The organism is Methanocella sp. MCL-LM, assembly GCF_049676595.1.
Classification (GTDB): domain Archaea; phylum Halobacteriota; class Methanocellia; order Methanocellales; family Methanocellaceae; genus Methanocella_A.
In genome coordinates this window covers 2,870,772-2,889,975 of record NZ_CP187259.1, presented here as the reverse complement: position 1 = coordinate 2,889,975, position 19,204 = coordinate 2,870,772, and the positions used below count along the sequence as shown (strand labels likewise).

General features: G+C 57.3%; 16 protein-coding genes. 10 read left to right on the top strand and 6 right to left on the bottom strand.

The window, feature by feature from the left end:
* Positions 1–281: 281 nt before the first annotated feature.
* The 8 genes from ACPLPM_RS14765 to ACPLPM_RS14730 all read left to right on the top strand — a co-directional run bounded on the left by ACPLPM_RS14765 (position 282) and on the right by ACPLPM_RS14730 (position 10,699).
* The gene (locus ACPLPM_RS14765) at positions 282–1,346 is read left to right on the top strand and encodes a carboxypeptidase regulatory-like domain-containing protein (RefSeq protein ID WP_424357535.1); all 1,065 of its coding nucleotides are present in this window, start codon (positions 282–284) and stop codon (positions 1,344–1,346) included.
* Between the two features lie 233 nt (positions 1,347–1,579).
* Positions 1,580–3,091: a (R)-citramalate synthase gene (locus ACPLPM_RS14760; protein ID WP_424359992.1), complete on the top strand. Its 1,512-nt coding sequence runs from the start codon at positions 1,580–1,582 to the stop codon at positions 3,089–3,091.
* A 97-nt stretch (positions 3,092–3,188) separates the two neighbouring features.
* The gene (ilvB, locus tag ACPLPM_RS14755) at positions 3,189–4,889 is read left to right on the top strand and encodes a biosynthetic-type acetolactate synthase large subunit (RefSeq protein WP_424357534.1); all 1,701 of its coding nucleotides are present in this window, start codon (positions 3,189–3,191) and stop codon (positions 4,887–4,889) included.
* Positions 4,890–5,405: an acetolactate synthase small subunit gene (gene ilvN, locus ACPLPM_RS14750; protein ID WP_424357533.1), complete on the top strand. Its 516-nt coding sequence runs from the start codon at positions 4,890–4,892 to the stop codon at positions 5,403–5,405.
* Positions 5,406–5,981: 576 nt separating this feature from the next.
* The gene (locus ACPLPM_RS14745) at positions 5,982–6,845 is read left to right on the top strand and encodes a MerR family transcriptional regulator (protein WP_424357532.1); all 864 of its coding nucleotides are present in this window, start codon (positions 5,982–5,984) and stop codon (positions 6,843–6,845) included.
* 89 nt (positions 6,846–6,934) lie between these two features.
* Positions 6,935–8,104 (top strand): deoxyguanosinetriphosphate triphosphohydrolase family protein, encoded by a 1,170-nt coding sequence (locus ACPLPM_RS14740; protein ID WP_424357531.1) that lies wholly within the window; start codon positions 6,935–6,937, stop codon positions 8,102–8,104.
* 88 nt (positions 8,105–8,192) lie between these two features.
* A complete protein-coding gene (locus ACPLPM_RS14735; RefSeq protein WP_424357530.1) occupies positions 8,193–9,071 on the top strand; it encodes an ABC transporter ATP-binding protein in 879 nt (292 codons plus the stop codon).
* Positions 9,068–10,699: a hypothetical protein gene (locus ACPLPM_RS14730; protein WP_424357529.1), complete on the top strand. Its 1,632-nt coding sequence runs from the start codon at positions 9,068–9,070 to the stop codon at positions 10,697–10,699. Before ACPLPM_RS14735 ends, ACPLPM_RS14730 begins: the two co-directional genes overlap by 4 nt.
* Before the next feature lie 57 nt (positions 10,700–10,756).
* Here ACPLPM_RS14730 and ACPLPM_RS14725 read toward each other — a convergent pair whose 3' ends face one another.
* From ACPLPM_RS14725 to ACPLPM_RS14700, 6 genes are all read right to left on the bottom strand, one after another.
* Positions 10,757–11,389 (bottom strand): class I SAM-dependent DNA methyltransferase, encoded by a 633-nt coding sequence (locus ACPLPM_RS14725; RefSeq protein WP_424357528.1) that lies wholly within the window; start codon positions 11,387–11,389, stop codon positions 10,757–10,759.
* A gap of 6 nt (positions 11,390–11,395) precedes the next feature.
* Positions 11,396–13,093, bottom strand: a complete 1,698-nt coding sequence (locus ACPLPM_RS14720; RefSeq protein WP_424357527.1) for a sensor histidine kinase — start codon at positions 13,091–13,093, stop codon at positions 11,396–11,398.
* A 137-nt stretch (positions 13,094–13,230) separates the two neighbouring features.
* Positions 13,231–14,808 carry a methyl coenzyme M reductase system, component A2 gene (gene atwA / locus ACPLPM_RS14715; protein ID WP_424357526.1) on the bottom strand — a complete coding sequence of 526 codons (1,578 nt, stop codon included), beginning with the start codon at positions 14,806–14,808 and terminating at the stop codon, positions 13,231–13,233.
* A gap of 11 nt (positions 14,809–14,819) precedes the next feature.
* Entirely contained in the window at positions 14,820–15,683 is an 864-nt protein-coding gene (locus tag ACPLPM_RS14710; protein WP_424357525.1) for an Mrp/NBP35 family ATP-binding protein, read from the bottom strand.
* A 10-nt stretch (positions 15,684–15,693) separates the two neighbouring features.
* On the bottom strand, positions 15,694–16,044 hold the full coding sequence (locus ACPLPM_RS14705; RefSeq protein ID WP_424357524.1) for a NifB/NifX family molybdenum-iron cluster-binding protein: 351 nt from the start codon (positions 16,042–16,044) through the stop codon (positions 15,694–15,696).
* A complete protein-coding gene (locus ACPLPM_RS14700) occupies positions 16,034–16,573 on the bottom strand; it encodes a DUF134 domain-containing protein (protein WP_424357523.1) in 540 nt (179 codons plus the stop codon). The genes ACPLPM_RS14705 and ACPLPM_RS14700 overlap by 11 nt, the downstream gene beginning before the upstream one ends.
* A 273-nt stretch (positions 16,574–16,846) precedes the next feature.
* Here ACPLPM_RS14700 and ACPLPM_RS14695 point away from each other — a divergent pair, with 273 nt between their 5' ends.
* Positions 16,847–18,625 (top strand): hypothetical protein, encoded by a 1,779-nt coding sequence (locus ACPLPM_RS14695; RefSeq protein WP_424357522.1) that lies wholly within the window; start codon positions 16,847–16,849, stop codon positions 18,623–18,625.
* A 19-nt stretch (positions 18,626–18,644) separates the two neighbouring features.
* Positions 18,645–19,196, top strand: a complete 552-nt coding sequence (gene larC, locus ACPLPM_RS14690; RefSeq protein ID WP_424357521.1) for a nickel insertion protein — start codon at positions 18,645–18,647, stop codon at positions 19,194–19,196.
* Positions 19,197–19,204: the final 8 nt, after the last annotated feature.

Sequence of the window (19,204 nt, the reverse complement as noted above, 5' to 3'; positions counted from 1 at the left end):
CAGGCACATCAAAAAGTTTATCTCTCTACAAGTCTTATTCAGCGCACGAAAAAGCCAGACGGATGGTCGTCTATATAGTCGTTCTCGAAACTGGTAATGCTGTCCGGCAGCCTTAACTGCCTGCCAGGCCGCCTTCAAAGTTTCACAATTGACTATAATTCAGCCGGACAGGTACCTGGACGGACATTTATCTTGCAGAAGGGATCTTTGTGGCTAACCGACGTTCAAGAACGATCGTTCCAAAACTGATCAGCATCTCACTATTGTGCTTACTATTACTGGTGGCTGTTCCCGTTGCTCTCGCCGAGCCGGGTAAAGACGCCACTCCGACGCCCGTGGCAAACGCTACGGTTACTCCTACGCCGGACGTGACTATCACCCCCACTCCGACCTCTGCCGCTACACCTACGCCTACGCCTACGCCGGCTCCCCGGAAGGTGCTGTCCAGCGCCAAGTGGGAGAACGATCACGTTTCCATGCTGGTGACCAACAGTGGCGGTCCGATCATGGTCGAGGCCTACATCGATGATCCCTCTAACGCGGTCACGACTACTGTTAAGCAGGGCGCTACTGTCCGGGTCAACACGAACTCCATTACTGCCGAACAGGGACAGATCATCGTCTTCGGCTTCAAGGCTTACGAGAATGGTACCCAGATCGATAAGTTCGAAGGCACCCTGGTGGCAGGCCAGACCCAGGTTTCTCCGACCCCGCCTCCGGAGACGGCCAGCCTCAGCGGCACTATAACCGATGCTTCCACCGGCGCGCCGGTCGAAGGGGCCGAAGTAGTGCTGAAGTCGCAGTCCTACGGCAAGCAATACGAAGCCATGACGGATAGCTCGGGCACTTTTATCACAGGCAGCATCTACCCCGACACCTACGATATCATCATCACAAAGGCGGGTTACAAGCAGGAAATTCGGCACACGATGAACCGCATCGAAGGTATGCAGCAGATGGACGCGATCTCGATCCAGAAAGTGCCGTCTGGTGTCACCCCTACTGTTGTGCCCACCCCTACTCCAACCCCCACTCCGACGTCTCCGCTGGATGCGTGGATAGCGCTGCTGTACACTCCCACCGCATGCATGGCCACGATCACCGGCAGCATCGGTCTAATCGTCAGCCTGACCGTCATCTACGAGTGGTATATGCGCCAGAAGGAGCGCCGGGCACGCGAGGCTCAGCTGCACCAGGAGCAGCACCAGAGGATGCAACAACAGTTGAAAGAGCAGCAGGAGCGGGAAGCGCAGCGGGAGAGGCTGCAGGATCAGCAGGAGCGGCAGCAGGACCAGCATGAGCGGCTACAAGACCTGGCATCTGACGAATCGGCGAAGAACGACTAATATCGACGCCGCATAAGATGCGGCGCACCTCTTTTTTATGTTCGGCTGTGCCATCGCCAGTGCATGATCTGGTTATTCAGTGCAGCCTGCAGATATTGGCCGACGACGGCGAGTTTTAAGGTATAAAAGCCAGATCTGCCTTCTTTTATGCTCTTTACGCTTATGCGACAGCACCCAAAGCTTAAAATACCTTTAAACTTATTTAGCATCGGGATTTAAAATGCACAGAAGGAATCGTTTTATTCTCCGATACTGTTAGATTTTTTGACACGACGTTGAGAGACGGCGAGCAGACGCCGGGTGTCAGCCTGACGCCCGAAGAAAAGGTCTGGATCGCCCGCAACCTTGATTCGCTCGGGGTGGACGTTATCGAGGCCGGTTCGGCCGTGACTTCCGCAGGCGAGCGGGACGGTATTAAGGCTGTTGTCAAAGAGCGCCTGAATGCCGAGATATGCAGTTTTGCCAGAGTTCTTAAGCCGGACATAGACTACGCGCTCGATTGTGGCGTGGACTCAGTCCACCTGGTCGTCTCAGTTTCGGACCTGCACATCAAGGCGAAGCTGAAGAAAGACAGGGCTTCTGTAAGGCAGATGGCCATAGACGCGGTGGAGTACGCCAAAAAGCACGGGCTGATCGTCGAGCTGTCAGGCGAAGACGCGTCGAGGGCCGACCTGGACTACCTGATCTCCGTATACCAGGCTGGTCTGGACGCAGGGGCGGACCGGCTCTGCTTCTGCGATACGGTCGGAGTCCTCAACCCCGAGCAGACCTACGACATCTTCTCCCGCCTAACGTCCGAGCTGAAGGCGCCTGTCAGCATCCACTGCCACAACGACTTCGGGCTGGCGACGGCTAACACGATAGCGGCGCTCCGGGCGGGAGCCGCCCAGTGCCACGTGACCGTCAACGGCGTGGGTGAGCGGGCTGGCAACACCGCTATCGAAGAGGTTGCCGTCGTCCTCAAGTCGCTCTACCAGGTCAACACGAAGCTCGTGCTGGAGAACCTGTACCCGACGTCGAAGCTGGTCAGCCGCCTGATGGGTGTCCCGGTAGGCACGAACAAGGCCCTTGTGGGAGAGAATGCCTTCATGCACGAGTCAGGCATCCACACGCACGGTCTCATGGCGAACACTGCGACTTACGAGCCTATCACCCCCGAGACCATCGGCCGCAAGCGCCAGATCGTTCTCGGCAAGCATGCCGGCCGGACCTCGGTCGTCCTGGCGCTGCGGGAGATCGGGCTCGAGGCCACAGATCCGCAGATCGACGAGATCACCGCCCGGGTCAAAGAGCTGGGAGATAAGGGCAAGCATGTCACCGATGCCGACCTGATGTCCATAGCGGACAGCGTGCTCGATCTCCAGTCCGAAGCCCGCATCAAGCTGATCGACTGCACGGTGCTTTCGGGTAACCACGCGACCCCGACCGCTTCGCTCAAGGTGACCATCGACGACCAGGAAGTCATCGAATCCGGCGTGGGCCTGGGCCCTGTGGATGCGGCGCTGAACGCCCTGCGGAAGGCGGTCATGGGCGTGGCCGATATCAAGCTGGAAGAGTACCGGGTCGAAGCGATCACCGGGGGTACCGATGCGCTCGTGGAAGTATGGGTCAAGATGTCCCGGGGCGACCGGTTCATCAGCGCCCGGGGCGCCGGTCCCGACATCATCATGGCTTCCGTCCTCGCCTTCATCGAGGGTATGAACCGGCTGGTGCAGGAGAAGAATGGCATATCCGCAAAGCACTAGCTGTGGTGGCCGCGATGAAGAATAATGATAAACTATTAATAATGCTAAAACGTTACCATCAACCACTATCTATACTGAATTTAAAGGAGGTAAGCAAGTGAGTCCGAATGAGTCCAGGAGAATCTCGGGCGCCAGAGCGCTGCTCGAGTCTCTCCAGCGCGAGGGAGTCGATACCATTTTCGGCTACCCCGGCGGCCAGATTCTGCCGGTCTACGACGAGCTGTACGATTCAAAGCTGCGTCATATACTGGTCAGGCACGAACAGGCAGCGGCCCATGCCGCTGACGGCTATGCTAGAGCAACGGGGCGCACAGGCGTATGCCTGGCAACGAGCGGCCCGGGGGCCACGAACTTAGTAACCGGCATAGCGACGGCCTATATGGACTCGGTCCCCGTAGTAGCGATTACGGGGCAGGTGCCCGTTCCGCTGATCGGCAACGACGCGTTCCAGGAAGCGGACATCACTGGAATCACCATCCCGATCACCAAGCACAACTACCTCATCAAGAATGTCAAAGACCTGCCGCACACGGTTAAAGAGGCCTTCTTCGTCGCCTCGACAGGCAGGCCCGGTCCGGTGCTGATCGACCTTCCCAAGGACGTTCAGAACGCGACCTTTGACTATTCCTACCCCGAGTCCATCCAGCTCCAGAGCTACAAGCCCACCTTCTCGGGCCACCCGCTCCAGATCAAGAAAGCGTGTGCGCTCATCGAGAAGGCGGAGCGCCCGGTGCTGTACGTCGGAGGAGGCGCCATCATAGCAGGCGCCCACGACGAAGTCAAGGCGCTGGCAGAAACTATCATGGCTCCGGTGACTACTACCCTGATGGGTAAAGGAGCCTTCCCGGAGGATCATCCTCTTGCGCTGGGCATGCTCGGCATGCACGGCACCAGGTATGCCAACTACTCGATCATCGACTGCGATCTGTTGATCGCGATCGGCGCCAGGTTTAGCGATCGCGTGACGGGCAAGCTGGAGAGCTTCGCCCCGAACGCGAAGATCATCCACATCGACGTCGATCCGGCTGAGCTGGGGAAGAACGTCAAGGTGGACGTGCCCATCGTGGGCGACGCGAAGGTCATCCTGAAGAAGATCATCGCCACGCTGAAGCTGAAGCTGCCCAAGTCTGCGGAGTGGATGAAGAAAGTCGACCTGTGGAAGAAAGAGTATCCGCTGGACTACGACCAGACCTCTGCGGACATCAAGCCCCAGTACGTCATCCAGATGATCAACGACCTGACTAAGAACGGTAGCTTCGTCACAGAAGTGGGCCAGGCGCAGATGTGGTCGGCGCACTACATCAAGTGCAAGCAGCCCCGAACTTTCATCTCCTCGGGAGGCCTCGGCACCATGGGCTACGGGTTCCCCGCCGCCATGGGCGCGAAGGTCGGCTGCCCCGAGAAGAACGTCTGGAACATCGCCGGCGACGGCAGCATCCAGATGAACATCCAGGAGCTCGCCACCGTGGTGGAGAACGACATCAAGGTCAACGTGGCTATCATCAACAACCGGTACCTCGGCATGGTCCGCCAGTGGCAGGAGCTGTTCTTCAACAGACGGTACTCCTACACCGACATGATGGGCCAGCCCAACTTCGTCAAAGTTGCAGAGGCGTATGGCGCGGTCGGCATCGAAGTGACGAAGAAGTCGGAGGTCAAGGATGCCATAAAGCAGTCGCTCAAGGCGGACAAGCCCGTCTTCCTCGACTTCAAGGTCTCCAGGGAGGAGAACGTGTTCCCCATGGTTCCCGCAGGCGCAAGTATCAACGAGTTCGTCGAGCACGGGGGGTCGAGATAAATGTCTAACGGATCAAACGGTGCCCGCACGCTGTCCGTGCTGGTAGCCAACAAGCCAGGCGTACTGACCCATGTCTCCGGCCTGTTTAGCAGGCGAGGATACAACATCGACTCGCTCACCGTAGGCGTGACCGAGAACCCTGACATCTCCCGCATGACCATCGTGGTCCACGGCGACGAGAACGTCATCGAGCAGGTCACCAAGCAGCTCAACAAGCTCATCGACATCATCAAAGTGGTAGACATCAGCCACCAGGAATCCGTCGACAGAGAGCTGGCGCTGCTCAAAGTCTCGGCCAAAGCCAAGGACCGGAGCGAGATCATCCAGATCGCCGACATCTTCCGGGCCAAGATCGTCGACGTCAGCGCCGAAAGCGTGATCATCGAGATCACCGGCAGCGGCGACAAGATCGATGCAATGGAAGAGCTGATGCGGCCCTTCGGGATCAAAGAGATGGTGCGGACAGGCAAAGTGGCGCTGGTCAGAGGCACGAAGCTCACTCAGTTCGATAAGTGAGCGCCGAAGGCGCTCTTAAAGGGTCTTCGGCCTGAGCTTTCTCGACGTTAAAAGGTATTCCTCGCGCCTGCCTAACAAAGGGCGGGCGCGCTTCCTTTCCTTGTTTTACTGAACGCTGACGAACGCTGCGCTGTTCCAGTCACTATCTCCTGGGTACTCGTAAGCAGTTGTCTCTGTGCCCGTGAAAGCTGACGATCGCTGCGCTGTGCCAGATCACAGATTACGACAGATGCCACAGATTGCACAGATGACGATTTTTGATTAAAGGAATAGAGTGAGCCCTTTTCATTTGTATTATCGATTAGCATCTGTGAAATCTGTGGCATCTGTCGTAATCTGTGATCTGGCACAGCGCAGCGATCGTGTACGTTCACGAGCTCATAAGCAATATCCTTCGAGTATCCTGGTAATCTGTAACAGGCACAGCGCAGCGTTCCGATTGCTGTCTCACATCTTTTGGGCTAACTTATACTAGTGGTTGCCCTGTTCTCGCGGCGCAGCCGCCCCCGAAAGGTTGACGTACGTCAAACTCCATGCAGTTATGTGGTCATGAGACCACTATGCTGGTGATGTGTAATGTCCCCTGACGACGACCTCCAGATATCGATCGGCAAGTTTTCGCAGATTACGAGCCTCTCTCCGAGAGCTCTGCGGCTGTACGACGAGAAAGGCCTGCTGAGCCCGAAGCGCGACCTGTTCAACAACTACCGTTTCTACACTTCGGGCCAGATCGAGGTCGGCCTGAAGATCAGGACGCTGAGCTGGATGGGCTTCAGCTGCGCGGAGATCGACGAGCTGTTGAACTGTCTGGACGACCCTGCGGAACACGAGGGCCGTATAGAACAGCTATTCAAGCAGAGGCTCGCTCAGACGCAGATCGAGATCCAGAAGCTGAAGAAGGTCGAGGAGATCCTGCAGGGGAAGAGAGCCATCGAGGTGTTATACATGACCACTACAGAACCAGTAATTAAGGACATCCCCGAAGTGCGCGTGATCAGCAAACGCGGTGCCGGCGCTCCGCAGGAAGTCATCCCCGGCCTGATCGGCGCGGTGATGCAGCAGATCTTCGGCCCGGCCAACCAGCGGGGCAACGTGAACATCTGCGGCCCGATCACGCTGTTATTTAACGGAGAGACTCTGACGAAAACCCCTGAAGAATGGGGCATAGCCCACCTTGAGTGGGAGATCGCCGTCCCTATCGTCGGCCGCATCTCGGTCGAGCCTGACTTCGACGTCAAAGCGTTGCCGGGTGGCAGGATGGTGACTATTGTCTACACCGGCCCGTACCCTGAGATTGGGGGTGCATACACGAAGGCTATCGACTACATCGGCAGCCACGGGCTGACGGTAAACGGCCTGTGCCGGGAGATGTACCTGAACAACCCGCAGGAAGTGCCGGAAAGTAAACTGATGACCGAGATCCAGATACCGGTGGCCTGAGACGGCTACCGTTTTTATTCAGCCCCGGCCCAAAACGCATACTTTAATACTACCCTGCGCATAATGGCTTTAGCCAGCGGAGAAGTCATATGCGCAGGAACGTCTCAACGGGAATCAGTGCGGCTATTAAGGGTCAGAGTCAGGCCTACGATAGGTCCCTGTCCCTGTACGCCTGTAAAAACTGCGATGCCGTCAGACGTCGCCCGGACCACGACGATATCCGCCAGCCCTTTTTCCACGACGGCGACCGTATTGTCCACTCCAGGGCCTACGCCCGGTACATCGACAAGACCCAGGTGTTCTACCTGGTAAAAAATGATCATATCACCCACCGGGTGCTGCATGTCCAGCTGGTCTCGAAAATCGCCAGGCTCATCGGCCGGTCGTTACAGCTGAACGAGGACTTGATCGAGGCTATTGCGCTCGGCCATGATATCGGCCATGCCCCGTACGGCCACGATGGCGAGACTTACCTGTCGAAGTGCTGCGTAAAGCACGGCATCGGCGGCTTCCACCACAACGCGCAGAGTGTGTGGGCGCTTGACCGGATAGAGAACCTCAACCTGACCCTCCAGGCCCTGGACGGGATCCTGGCCCACAACGGAGAGGCGCACGACTTTGTCGTCCGGCCGAGCCCGGATAAAAGCTGGGAGGTGCTTGACGAGGAAATGGCGCGGAGCATGAGTCAGCACGAAGGCTACTCGGGCATTATGCCGATGACAATGGAAGGCTGCGTGGTCCGGGTAGCTGATACGATCAGCTATGTCGGGCGGGATATTGAAGACGCTATCACGCTGGGGCTGATCACCCGGGAAGAAGTGCCGGCGGACTGCGGGGAAGTCCTTGGCAGCACCAACCGGGATATCGTGAACAACCTCGTGGTCGACGTCATCGAGAACAGCTATAACAAGGACTACATAGCGCTCAGCGACGAGATGGCCCGGGGGATGAAGGCGCTCAAGGACTTCAACTACCGGCACATCTACACGAACAGCGAGATCAAAAGCCAGTCGGCCAAGATCCAGAATATGTTCGACATGATGTTCGATGCTCTCCTGGACGACGTCAGAAAGAATGGCAGCGAGTCCAGAATTTACGTGAGCTATGCCAAAGCCCTCGATTCCCGGCGGCTGACCAAATACCTGGACGGCCTCTCCGGACCCGAGATCGTCAGAGATTTCATCGCCGGCATGACAGACGACTACTTCAACGATATGTTCAGAGAGCTGTTCCTTCCCGCGAAGAAGGCCAGGTATTAACACCCGCTATTTTGTCGACCGGCCGCAGTATGGAAAGTATTTTGTATTGCCTAGCTTCACTGATATCCAGGTTACTGGCGGGTCCTTGATGGAACTTTTGATCGACAATATCAGTAAACGGTATAGTGGCAAGGTTTGGGGCTTAAGGGATTTCAGTCTCGAGCTTCGCCCTGGTGTACTGGGCTTGTTAGGCCCGAACGGGGCGGGGAAGTCTACGCTGATGCGAATTCTGGCGACGATCACGAAGCCTACCGCCGGAACGATTACCTGGAAGGGCACTGATATTGTCCGTTCTCCTGACAGCCTGCGGTCCGTGCTCGGGTACCTTCCCCAGGATTTCGGGGTCTACCCCAACCTCAACGCCGTCGAGTTTCTCGAGTATATGGCAGCCATCAAAGGGCTCGAAAGGGGCCCGGCGAAAAAGCGCATCGACGAGCTTCTCGAGGTAGTCAACCTCTCCGACGTCCGGAAGCGCCCTCTCGGGGGCTACTCGGGTGGTATGAAGCAGCGCATCGGGATTGCCCAGGCACTGCTGAACGACCCCGAGCTGCTGATCGTGGACGAGCCCACGGTCGGCCTCGATCCCGAAGAGCGGGTCCGGTTCAGGAACTTACTCTCCGATCTCTCGGGAGACCGGATCGTCATTCTGTCTACCCATATCGTATCGGACGTGGAAGCGATCGCTACGGAGATCGCTTTGATTAACAAAGGCGAAATGTTGACCCACGTATCGCCGGAAAACCTGTTGAAGTCCGTGGAAAACAAGGTCTGGGAGTGGGTGGTGACAGGCGCCGAGTTGGCAGAAGTCAAGCAGGCGTATCTCTTAACCGGTACTGCCCGGCGTAGCGATGGCATACGCGTCAGGGCTGTCACAGAGGCTCCGCCGGGCAACGCCGAGAGTGTTTTACCCGTGCTGGAAGATGCCTACATGTACCTGATCAACGGTCACCGGGGCACTAGCATATGAGCATGCTGCAGGCGCTTTACTGCTCGGTAAAAGCTGACTATCTCGAGAGAGTTCGCGGCTACGGCTTCATGTTCGTCCTGCTGGTCACCCTTTTCGCAGCTTACGCCTTCGTCCCTGACGCCAGCGCCGGTTATATCACGCTTAAGATGATCTCCACCAGCCTGACGGGGGATGTGACCTTTTACCGGGGCGTCTACAACTCTGCCTGGGTGGGTGCTATGGTGGCTCTGCCTACTGTCATGTTCCTCGGACTGGCGGGCTTCTACCTGGTCAAGAACGCGATCACCCGGGACAGGATGACCGGAGTGGGCCAGATCATCGCTACTACCCCGCTGAGTAAACCCCTCTACCTTTTGTCCAAGGCGGTCAGTAATTTCGCTATCCTTAGCACAATAGTCGTAGTAATAATACTGGGAGCACTGGCCATGCAGCTATTCCGGGGCGACGGCTCTCCTGTCGACTTATGGGCGCTGGCAGCGCCCTTCCTCCTCATCGTCCTGCCCTTTATGGCTGTAGTTGCCGCTGTGGCCGTATTTTTCGAGTCAGTAGCGGTGCTCCGGGGCAGCATCGGTAACGTCGTGTACTTTTTCCTGTACCTGATATTCATGACTGTCATGCTGGAACAGACTATGTCCGCTGCTCCGGGGACCGGTCTGTCGTTCCTGTTCGACGCTTTCGGGGCTGGCCTCGTTATCCCTGACATACTGGCGACAGTCAAGACTCTTTACCCGCTGCAGGGCGAGTGGACCTGGGCACTGGGCTTCGTTTCCCTGAGCAAGCCTGCGGCTACCTTCGTATGGAACGGCATCGCCTGGACTCCTGTAATGCTGGCCGGCCGTGCCTTCTGGGTGATCCTTGCCGTCGGCCTGGCACTCGCGGGCTCGGTCTTCTTCGACCGGTTCGACTCTGCGGCAGCGGCCCGGAAAAACGGGGCTAAGAACAGCGAGGCACAACCGGCAGCCGGGAGCACCGGGAGGCTGAGTACTCCGACGGACGTCAGGCTCTCCTCCCTGGCGGCGGGAACGAGGCGCTTCAGCTACCCCGGAGTGCTTATGGCAGAGCTCCGGCTGTTACTGAGAGGCCAGAAATGGTGGTGGTATGCCGGTGCAGGGCTTATTATCCTGGCAGGCCTGGTATCTCCTGCCGAAACTGCGCGGGGCTGGGTGTTACTGGCAGCCATCGTATGGCCGCTGTTCATCTGGTCTTCCCTGGGCTGCAGGGAAAAGACCTGGAATACCGGCCAGCTGGTGTTCTCGTCTCCGAAACCTCTGCTGGTGCAGCTCTCGGCAGCATGGCTCTGCGGATTCACTGTTACAATCACCCTCTGCAGTGGCGTCCTCTTCAGCCTGGTAGCCGCTTCGGACTTCGGAGGCGTGCTGGCCGTTACAGCCGGGGCTATACTGATCCCCTCGATGGCGCTGGCCATGGGCATCTGGAGCGGGACGAGCAAGCTGTTCGAAGCTCTGTACCTGACCTTGTGGTACGTAGGCCCGGTAAACCATTACCCGGCGCTTGACTATGCGGGCATTACCGCAGTCAGTGGTGTTACCGTCATACCAGTCACGTGGATCGGACTGGCACTGGTATTCGTGGCCCTTGCAGTAATCGGCAGATACAGGCAGATCTAAGTTTAAAAATGGAATTGTGTTGCCAGCATTATTGCCGGGGCTTGCCCGGCAGTTTTCCTACTTCTTGCGGCCTGTCATAAGAAAGATAGTAAACTCTTTCTTCTCTCCGCCGACAACCGGTTTCATCATGCTGGCGGCAGTCCTGTCCCGGACGTCTTCGAATCCTGCATCCATAAATGTCTGGCGCAGCTGTTTCCTGTCGAAGCCGTTGTGGAATACGCCGGTGCTGTCCTCGTGAAACATGCCCCCATCGAGGTCGAGGTCAGCAAGGGCGAGGTAGCCCCCCGGCGTCAGGATATTGTAGAACTGGCCGAGTAGGGGCTTGATATCTTTGATGTGGTGAAGTGTCATGCTGCTGGTGACCAGGTTGAAGCGGCCTTCAAGGCGGTCGCCTTTGTCGATATCGAGGTGCATGGTCCGGACGTTTGAGAGCTCCAGCGCTTCGATCTTCGACTTCAGGACCGAGAGCATACCCTGCGCGCTGTCCACGGCAGTGACCGAGCGGACCTCCGGCAGCAGGTTCAGCGATAGCAGCCCGGTACCGCAGCCGAAGTCTAAAATGTCCATGTCTGCGGTCAGCTTGATTTCCTCAGTTATGGCTCTGGCAACGTCGCCCGCTAGTTTTACCCTTCTGGGCTCCTCGTCCCATCTGGCCGCCGCTTTGTTAAAGTCTCTCTTTTCTGCGCTCATCAAAGATCACTTTACCAGGTATTCAATAATAAATGTCGTGCCGTTTTCGCTTTTCAGGGTGACAGTGCCTTCCAGCTGGGCTGCCAGAGTATATACCAGCTGCATGCCCAGCGTTTCCGTATTCCGGACGTCGAGCCCCGGGGGTATTCCCACGCCGTTATCCCGCACAGTCAGCGATACTATCTTTTCAGTCTTCGACATCTCTACTATAATTTCTCCCTCCCTTCCGTCCGGGAACGCGTGCTTCAGGCAATTGCTCACCAGCTCGTTGATGATCAGCCCGCAGGGCACCGCTGTATCGATGTCGATCTTGACCCCCTTTTCCATGTCCAGGTTCAGCCGGATGCGGGATTGAGCGGTATTATAAATGCTGAACAGAGCCCTGGTCAGGTTGGCGATGTACTCGGCCAGGTCGATGTTCGACAGGTCCATAGACCTGTACATCTTTTCGTGAATCAGCGCCATCGTCTTGATCCGGGCCTGGGTTTCGTTCAGCGCGCTGACCGCTTTCGAGTCGCTGATCTCGCTCGACTGGAGGTTGACCAGGCTGGAGATGATCTGCAAGTTATTTTTCACCCGGTGGTGAATTTCCTTGAGCAGCGCATCTTTTTCTTGCAGAGAGGTGTTGAGCGACTCCTGCTTTTTTATCCGGTCAGTGATGTCGGCCAGCAGGAGCAGGGTGCTGCCATTTCCAGTCCCTTCGTACAGGGGTGAAATTTTCACGCCGGCGTAGATCTGCTCGCCGCTCTTTGGATTCAGGACGATGTGTTCGTCCCGTGCCTCTGCCGTGCTGTTTTTCAGCAGCTCCGAAAACTTTTCCTTGCTCTGTCCGTCCACGAAGTCAAAGATAGACCTTTTCACGAGGGCATCGGCGCTGTATCCGAGCATCTTTTCTGCGAAGGGATTGGCGAACGTGATCGTTCCGTCGTAGTCTATGGTTAAGATCGATTCCTGGGCTATGCTTATCAGCCGGCGGTATCTCTCTTCGCTGTCCTTGAGGGCGATCTCTGCCAGCTTGCGCCCGGTGATGTCTGAGTCGATCTGAACCGTATGTGTAATTACACCGCTGTCGTTACGAATGGGGGATACTACCGAGTTTATCCAGTGAATACTACCGTCGCTGTACGTAACCTGGCTCTCGTATTCCCGGCCGGGTTCTGCATCCGGTTTATTCCCTGCATATAATGGGTAGTCTGACAGCGCTGCACTGGCATCCGCTCCGACGACCTCTGCCCGGGAGCGCCCCACGACCCGGGAGCACTTCGAATTGATGTACGTAATCCTGCCTTTCTCATCTGTCATTACTACGCTGTTAGGGCTTTGCTCGAGGACGTTGTACAGGATTTTCAGGTACCCTTCGGAAGCTTTCAGCCTGTCAAGTATCTCGTCCTTCTTTTCGGCAATCATCCCGATCGTGTAAGCGGTGATGACGAAGATGGCGGCTCTTACTATCGGTGAATAGGCCAGTTCGTAGTGGAGGGAATAGTTGGCAACGATGTGGATTAGTCCCAGAAACACCGCAACGTAAACGGCTTTTTTATGGTACCATATGCCTGCCAGGATGATCGGTATGTAGAACAGGTGCGTGTACACCGTCTCGATGCCCATCACCAGGTTAATGGATATCGTGATCAGGATGGCCAGTACCAGAGCGGCGATAAAAATCATGTCTTTAGCTTTTTTATCGATTTTTATATTAAACACCGTTTACGACCCCCTCCTTGGTTTATTTACAATAATAACTCTATTCTTTACCACCGTTTGTATAAATATTAGCCGTATGTCTGGCAACCGGTGTAAAAAAGTGATAACCGGGCGGTCGTGGCATAGAGGCCCGGCTGTTAATTGCCTTTGACTCCGGGGAGAATTTCCTCAGGGGTGCCTATCCCGACCATCTTACCGCCTTTCATATATGCGACCCTGTCGCAGACCTTCTCCACGAATTCCATGTCGTGGGATACCACGATGAAGGTTTCTCCGGCCTCCTCTCTGGCAGCGAACATCGAGCCCATCACAGACTGCTTGGTGAGGGGGTCCATCGTCCCGGTGGGCTCGTCGAGCACGATTACGTGCGGCTCCTTGATGAGCGCCCTGGCGAACGACACCCGGTGCCTTTCCCCTTCCGACAGCTCTCCCGGGTACTTATCCATGATTTCCTTGCTCCTCTCTTCGGTGAAGCCGGAAAGCAGCAGCGTGTGGACGGCCTTTTTCTCCGCGAGCTCAGCCGGGAAATCGAGGCCAATGCAGTCGGTGAGGTTTTCGATGACCGTGCGGTGCGGATACAGGTCGTATTCCTGGTACAGGAGGCCGATGTAAGGCTTGGCCCTGCCCCTGGCGTAGTAGCCGGGCTCGCACATGTTCACCCAGTCCTCTCCTACCCGCATCTCTACTGTCCCGGAGGTCGGCTCCAGGTTGCCTGTCATGATGCTCATGAGCGACGTCTTGCCCGCGCCGCTCGTCCCGACGATGCCGAAGATCTCACCCTCTTTGACGTCAAAAGAAACGCTGTTTACGGCATTGATGACCCCGCGGTCGACCGAGAAGTACTTCTTCGAGAGGTCCTTGATCCGGAGCACCGGCTCTCCCGTGACGACCGGCTTCTTCTCCACCGCTTCTCTGCTCTGGAGGAATTCGTGTATCACCTGTGCCGGGGGCCCGGCCTTGACTATCCTGCCATCGTCCATGAGAATGGCCCGGGTCGTCAGCTCTTCGATGACCTCGGGGAAATGGGAGGTGATCAGGATAGTGATTCCGAGGTCTTTCGACATCGCCTTCATGCAGTCGTGGACGACCGTCGCGGTCTTAGGGTCGAGCGTACCTGTCGGCTCGTCGGCCAGCAGCATCATCGGCTCCTTCGCCAGCTGCCTCGCGAGGACTACCCGCTGCTTTTCTCCTCCCGATAGGTCCCGGGCGATGTGCATCATCCGGTGGGAAAGCCGGACGCTGTCGATGAGATCAGCCGCTCTGGCCACCCGATCGCCGCCGTACTCGATGCTGCCCAGGGCTTTGAGGACATTTTCTATGACGCTGTCATCGCCGTAGATGCCAAAGGTCCTCTGGATCATGATCGCCGTACGGGTGGAAATGTCCCTGATGATCTTATCATCTGTTCTGTCGAGCATGTCGTAGGAGAACGACTTCAGCAGGCCGCCGCACTTCGGGCACGTTTTGCCGCCGGCAGACGGTGGTTCGATCCTGCCGCAGCGGTCGCAGCGGGCCACGTGGTAGATCACCTGGCCGGTGGCCGGTATCTCGTCATCCAGGCCCCGGAGCACGTTCAGGAGGACTGTCTTGCCCGAGCCGCTTCTGCCTATGACGCCGATCGTCTCGCCTTCGGCGATCTCGAGGTTTACGCTGTCCAGCACGTTTTTACCGTTATACCGTACTGTGAGATTTTTAACCTCTACAAGCAAGCTCATATCTGTCACCATTACAGCGATTTCAGGATTTTGCCGGTTATCTCCTCAGCCATCCTGGCAGCCGGCGATTCGTCTGAAACGATCACGTCCTTGCCACTGTTCATGGGATCGAGCGGCAACTGCCCCAGGAAGCTCAGGTCGTACTTTCCGGCCAGCTCTCTTACTTTTCCATCTCCGAAGGGGTACACCTTCTCGCGACAGCCGGGACATTCGTAGTACGCCATGTTTTCCACCAGCCCCAGCACCCTCACGTTCATCGTTTTCGCCATGTTGATGATCTTGCTGACGTCGAGGATGGACAGGCTGGACGGGGTGCTCACGATGACGAGGCCTGTCAGCGGGATGGTCTGCATGATGCTCAGCGGCTCGTCCCCTGTTCCCGGGGGCAGGTCGACGAGTAAAAAGTCCAGTTCGCCCCACTGCATGTCCGCCAAAAACTGGTTGATGAGAGAGCTACGCATCGGCCCTCTCCATACGATAGGGGTATCGCTGGATTCTATCAGCGACTCGGCCGAAGCGATCTTGATGCCGTAAGCGGCAACGACTGGCAGCAGACCTTCCTGTGAGACCTGCATCTTTTCCGCTTCCACGTTCAGCAGGTGAGGGATGTTGGGACCGCTGACGTCGGCATCCAGTATTCCTACCTTAAATCCGCTTTTCGCCAGGTTATAGGCGATGCCGGCTGTGACTGTGCTCTTGCCGACGCCTCCCTTGCCGCTGACAATCGCTATGCGGTGCCTGATGGCACCCAGGTTTTTACTAATTTTCACCTGCTGCTCTGTCTGGCCGGTATTGCCTTTCGAAGAGCAGGTGTCGCAGGCGGCGGAATTTTTACTCTGGCAGGAACTGCACTGTTCGGCTCCGGTATCGCTCATCTTGATCCCTCTAGTGGTGGTGGCAGTTACAGGTTCCCATCGTCGACAGCTCTTGCAGCAGGCCATCGTTGAAGTCCTGGACTGCGTCGGAGACTTTGCCTACTGCACCTGCGTACACCTTGATACCCTGTCCGGTCAGGCTCATCAGCGGCCTTCCGCCGATGCCCGATACAAGGACTGCCTGCACGTCGTTAGCTTTCAGGAGGAGGGCCGGGGCTGCACAGTTGTGCTGGCCGTCTTCCGAGCCGTTCCCTATTGATTCCACCTCTGCGACATTCCTGTCGTTGATCTGTATAATCGTGAAGTACTGGCATGAGCCAAAGTGGGCAGATACTTCCGAATCAAGACCTTCACTGCTCATCGATGGGATTGCTATTTTTGTCATTTAAATCACTCCTCTTCTCCTCTTCAGCCACTGCATCTACGGCGTGCCGGGGGCAACCGTAGCCGTGCCGGGTCAGCCGCTTGCCGCGCCCGTCCCCGCCTTTGCGGTAGATACTTTCCGAGCCGCACTTCGGGCAGCTCTCGGGGCGCTTCTCGTTGCACGGGGACTCCCAGGTAAAGTTACACTTCTGGCAAAGGAACTCTACTTTGCACTCCCCGCTGTTCACGTAGTCCCCTCCTGAGATCTGGATGGCTTTGCCGTTGACGAGGGCATCCGCCACCTTCTGGCGGGCCTTCTGCAGGTCGTTCCAGAAGGTTTTTCTGGAGATGCCCATCTGGTCAGCGGCTTCATCCTGCGCAATCTGAAGGAGGTCGCAAAGCCGGATAGCTTCGAGCTCCTCTACGGACAAGTTGATAATTTCCAGGTCGCACATGGGTATCTCCCTCGGCTTGTAGTACGTAGCCTTAGGGAGGCATGACACCCTGCGCTTCACTTTTTTGACCATCAAATTACTCATATGCGACGTAGTATATAACTTTTTTCCTAACTGGATGTGCCATCACGATGACTTGGGGTGCCATGTCTGACTACAATCGCGAGAAATTACTAGAACGCCATCCTGTGATATATGGGTTGCGGCTTAACGGCGTTAATTTACAATAATCACGGGATAAGGACCGTTTGCGGCAATGCCGCAAGTGGACACCTCACCCTTTTGATTGCGGTGACTATAGAAGCTATTTAACCTCTTTTTTCCAAAACTAGTACGGGAATCCGTATGGATAAGGAAGTATACGCCGCAATAATGGCTGCTACATCGGACATCGACATGATGACCAACGACCGGATCGAGGCGCTGACCAAAGGCCACGGCATGCTCAACATTGCCGTCACCTGCGTGGCTAACACCATCGCTGAAGAAGTGCTTCGGGGAACCAACATCATGCTCACTGATCACAATGTGCAGCGCCTGCCCATCGACGACGTGCTGAAAAAAGCCATCGCCTCGGCTGAGCTGGCCGGCGCGGACCCGGCCAACGCCGCGTTGATCAGCGCCGCCATGTGCTACATGGCGGGTACAAACGCCCAGGCCGGGGTGCCGGCAGGCAACCGGAAGCTGGGCGCGATGGCCAGGATTATCGCCCGGGTGGACCGGTGTGGCGTTATCTCTATACCTACGCCTAAGGTCAACAACCGCATCTCGGGTTACGCCGCTGTAAAAGCCCTCTACGACGACATCTTCGACAACAAGATCTCCCGCATCGACGGCAGTCTCCTGCCTATGGGTGTCGGCGGTGGGCCGCTGTACGGTCACGGTGCGCTGGGCGAGGACATCGGTTTCCCTGAGCTCGCCACCAAAGGCGCAAACGCTGCGACGCTCGGCATGCTCAAGGCTTACGCAAACGTCGGCATGCCCCCGAGCCCGATCATAGCCGCGCTGTTCGGCGCCGCGGCAATTCTGGAGATCGTCCACCCCGACTCGGAAGTGGGCGAGCAGTACGGCGAGTTCATGAAGACGAACAGCGCCTACCTGGCCGGCCTCGGAGCGGTGGAAGCCGCCGGCCTCCCGAAAAAGCTCCACATCCGGGGTACGGGCGAGGAGTACGACACTGCCCGCCTGGTGGGAGACCTGGGCGTCATCCTGAAAGACATCGGCGGGCCCTCCGTCGTAGGCATGATCGCCTTCGAAGAGATCCTCTCCTCGTTCGAGGAATCGCTGGCCATCGGCGCGGGGTTCTCCGGAGGGCCGCTCCAGCCTCCCCTCGGCCACATGGCCGCAGACGCAGTGCTAGCCATGAAGGTGCTGATCAGCACCCGGGGAGACGTGGAGAAAGCCGCCGACCGCCTGAAGGAGATCAAGGATAAGTTCTGGCTGGAGCCGGAATACGCGAAGATCGCCACCAACACGATCGCCAGAAAGGCGGAGCAGGTCCAGCGCGGCCCCGTGACCAAAGCCATGATCCTGGCGACGGACGGCGCGAGGGCAAAAGCCGTATACAGCAGAGCCGAGTACACCTACGAGCAGCTGAAGGCCGGCAAGAGCCTGCAAGAAGTCGTCCGGGCGCTGGACGACGAGAAGGTCCGCGGGGTCGAAGAAGCTTGCAGTGCCGTCTTCAGCGGCATGATGGGCAAGAAGATCACCGTGAAGGTGACCGAGTACAAAGGCTGCGGCAGGCGCAAGGCTAACGGCTTCCTCCAGAAGTACTGCGGCTTCGACACGGACGCTTCGGTCGAGGCTACCGTCGACGGGCAGAAGATCGTCCTGGAGCGCCTGTCCCAGAAAGTCATTCCGGAGGCAGTCCTGGGCAAAAACAAGGAACTTCTCGGGGCCATCCCTCTGGCGGCAGTGCCCGTGACCGAGCTTCAGCTGTCCGGCCACACCATCGTGAACATCATCGTGCCGGCCGCAGTTGCCGCAGCCATGGGTAAGCTCACGCCTAAAGAGGCGGCGAAAGAAGCAGTCGCGGGTGCTTATGTCTCGTCGGCCATCCCCGGCGGCATGCAGCGGGCCGAAGAGGTCGCAAAGCGGGCAGCCCGGATATACGCAGAGCTGTAATGGGTGAGCTATGCTGTTAATGGCAACGGTGGACGATGTCCCGGCGGAGGTCGTCCCGTATATCATCGAGCGAGTCATGGACGCGGGAGCGAACAATATCCACGTGGTCAACGCCATCACCAAGAAGAATCGCATGGAATACCTCGTCTACGTGGACGTCAACGAGGACCGGGTGGAGGCCATCGCCACCCTCCTGGCGCTGGAGTTCGGCACTATCGGTGTCAAGGCGTTCAGGCACGAGCACATCATGATGCCCTTTGATGTCGAGACCAAATCCGTCCAGATCACTGCCGCCGGCAAGGCTGTCGAGCGGAGGGTAAAAGTCAAGTACATCCGGAAAGACGGGCGGGTCCTCTCGCTGAAGGCCGAGTACGAAGACGTAAAAGCGCTCGCGCTGGCCCTGTCCGGAGAGGGCGTGACCATCCCCCTCTCCCGGCTGAAGACGCTGATCGAGGCCGAAGCGTTTTCCAGGGTCCTCGAACAGGCAGACGTTCGGGTTACGATAACAGATGATCTGCTGCGCACGATCAACTATACCGGCCCTAAAATAGCAGATCGCCCGGGGAGCTAACCTCCGGG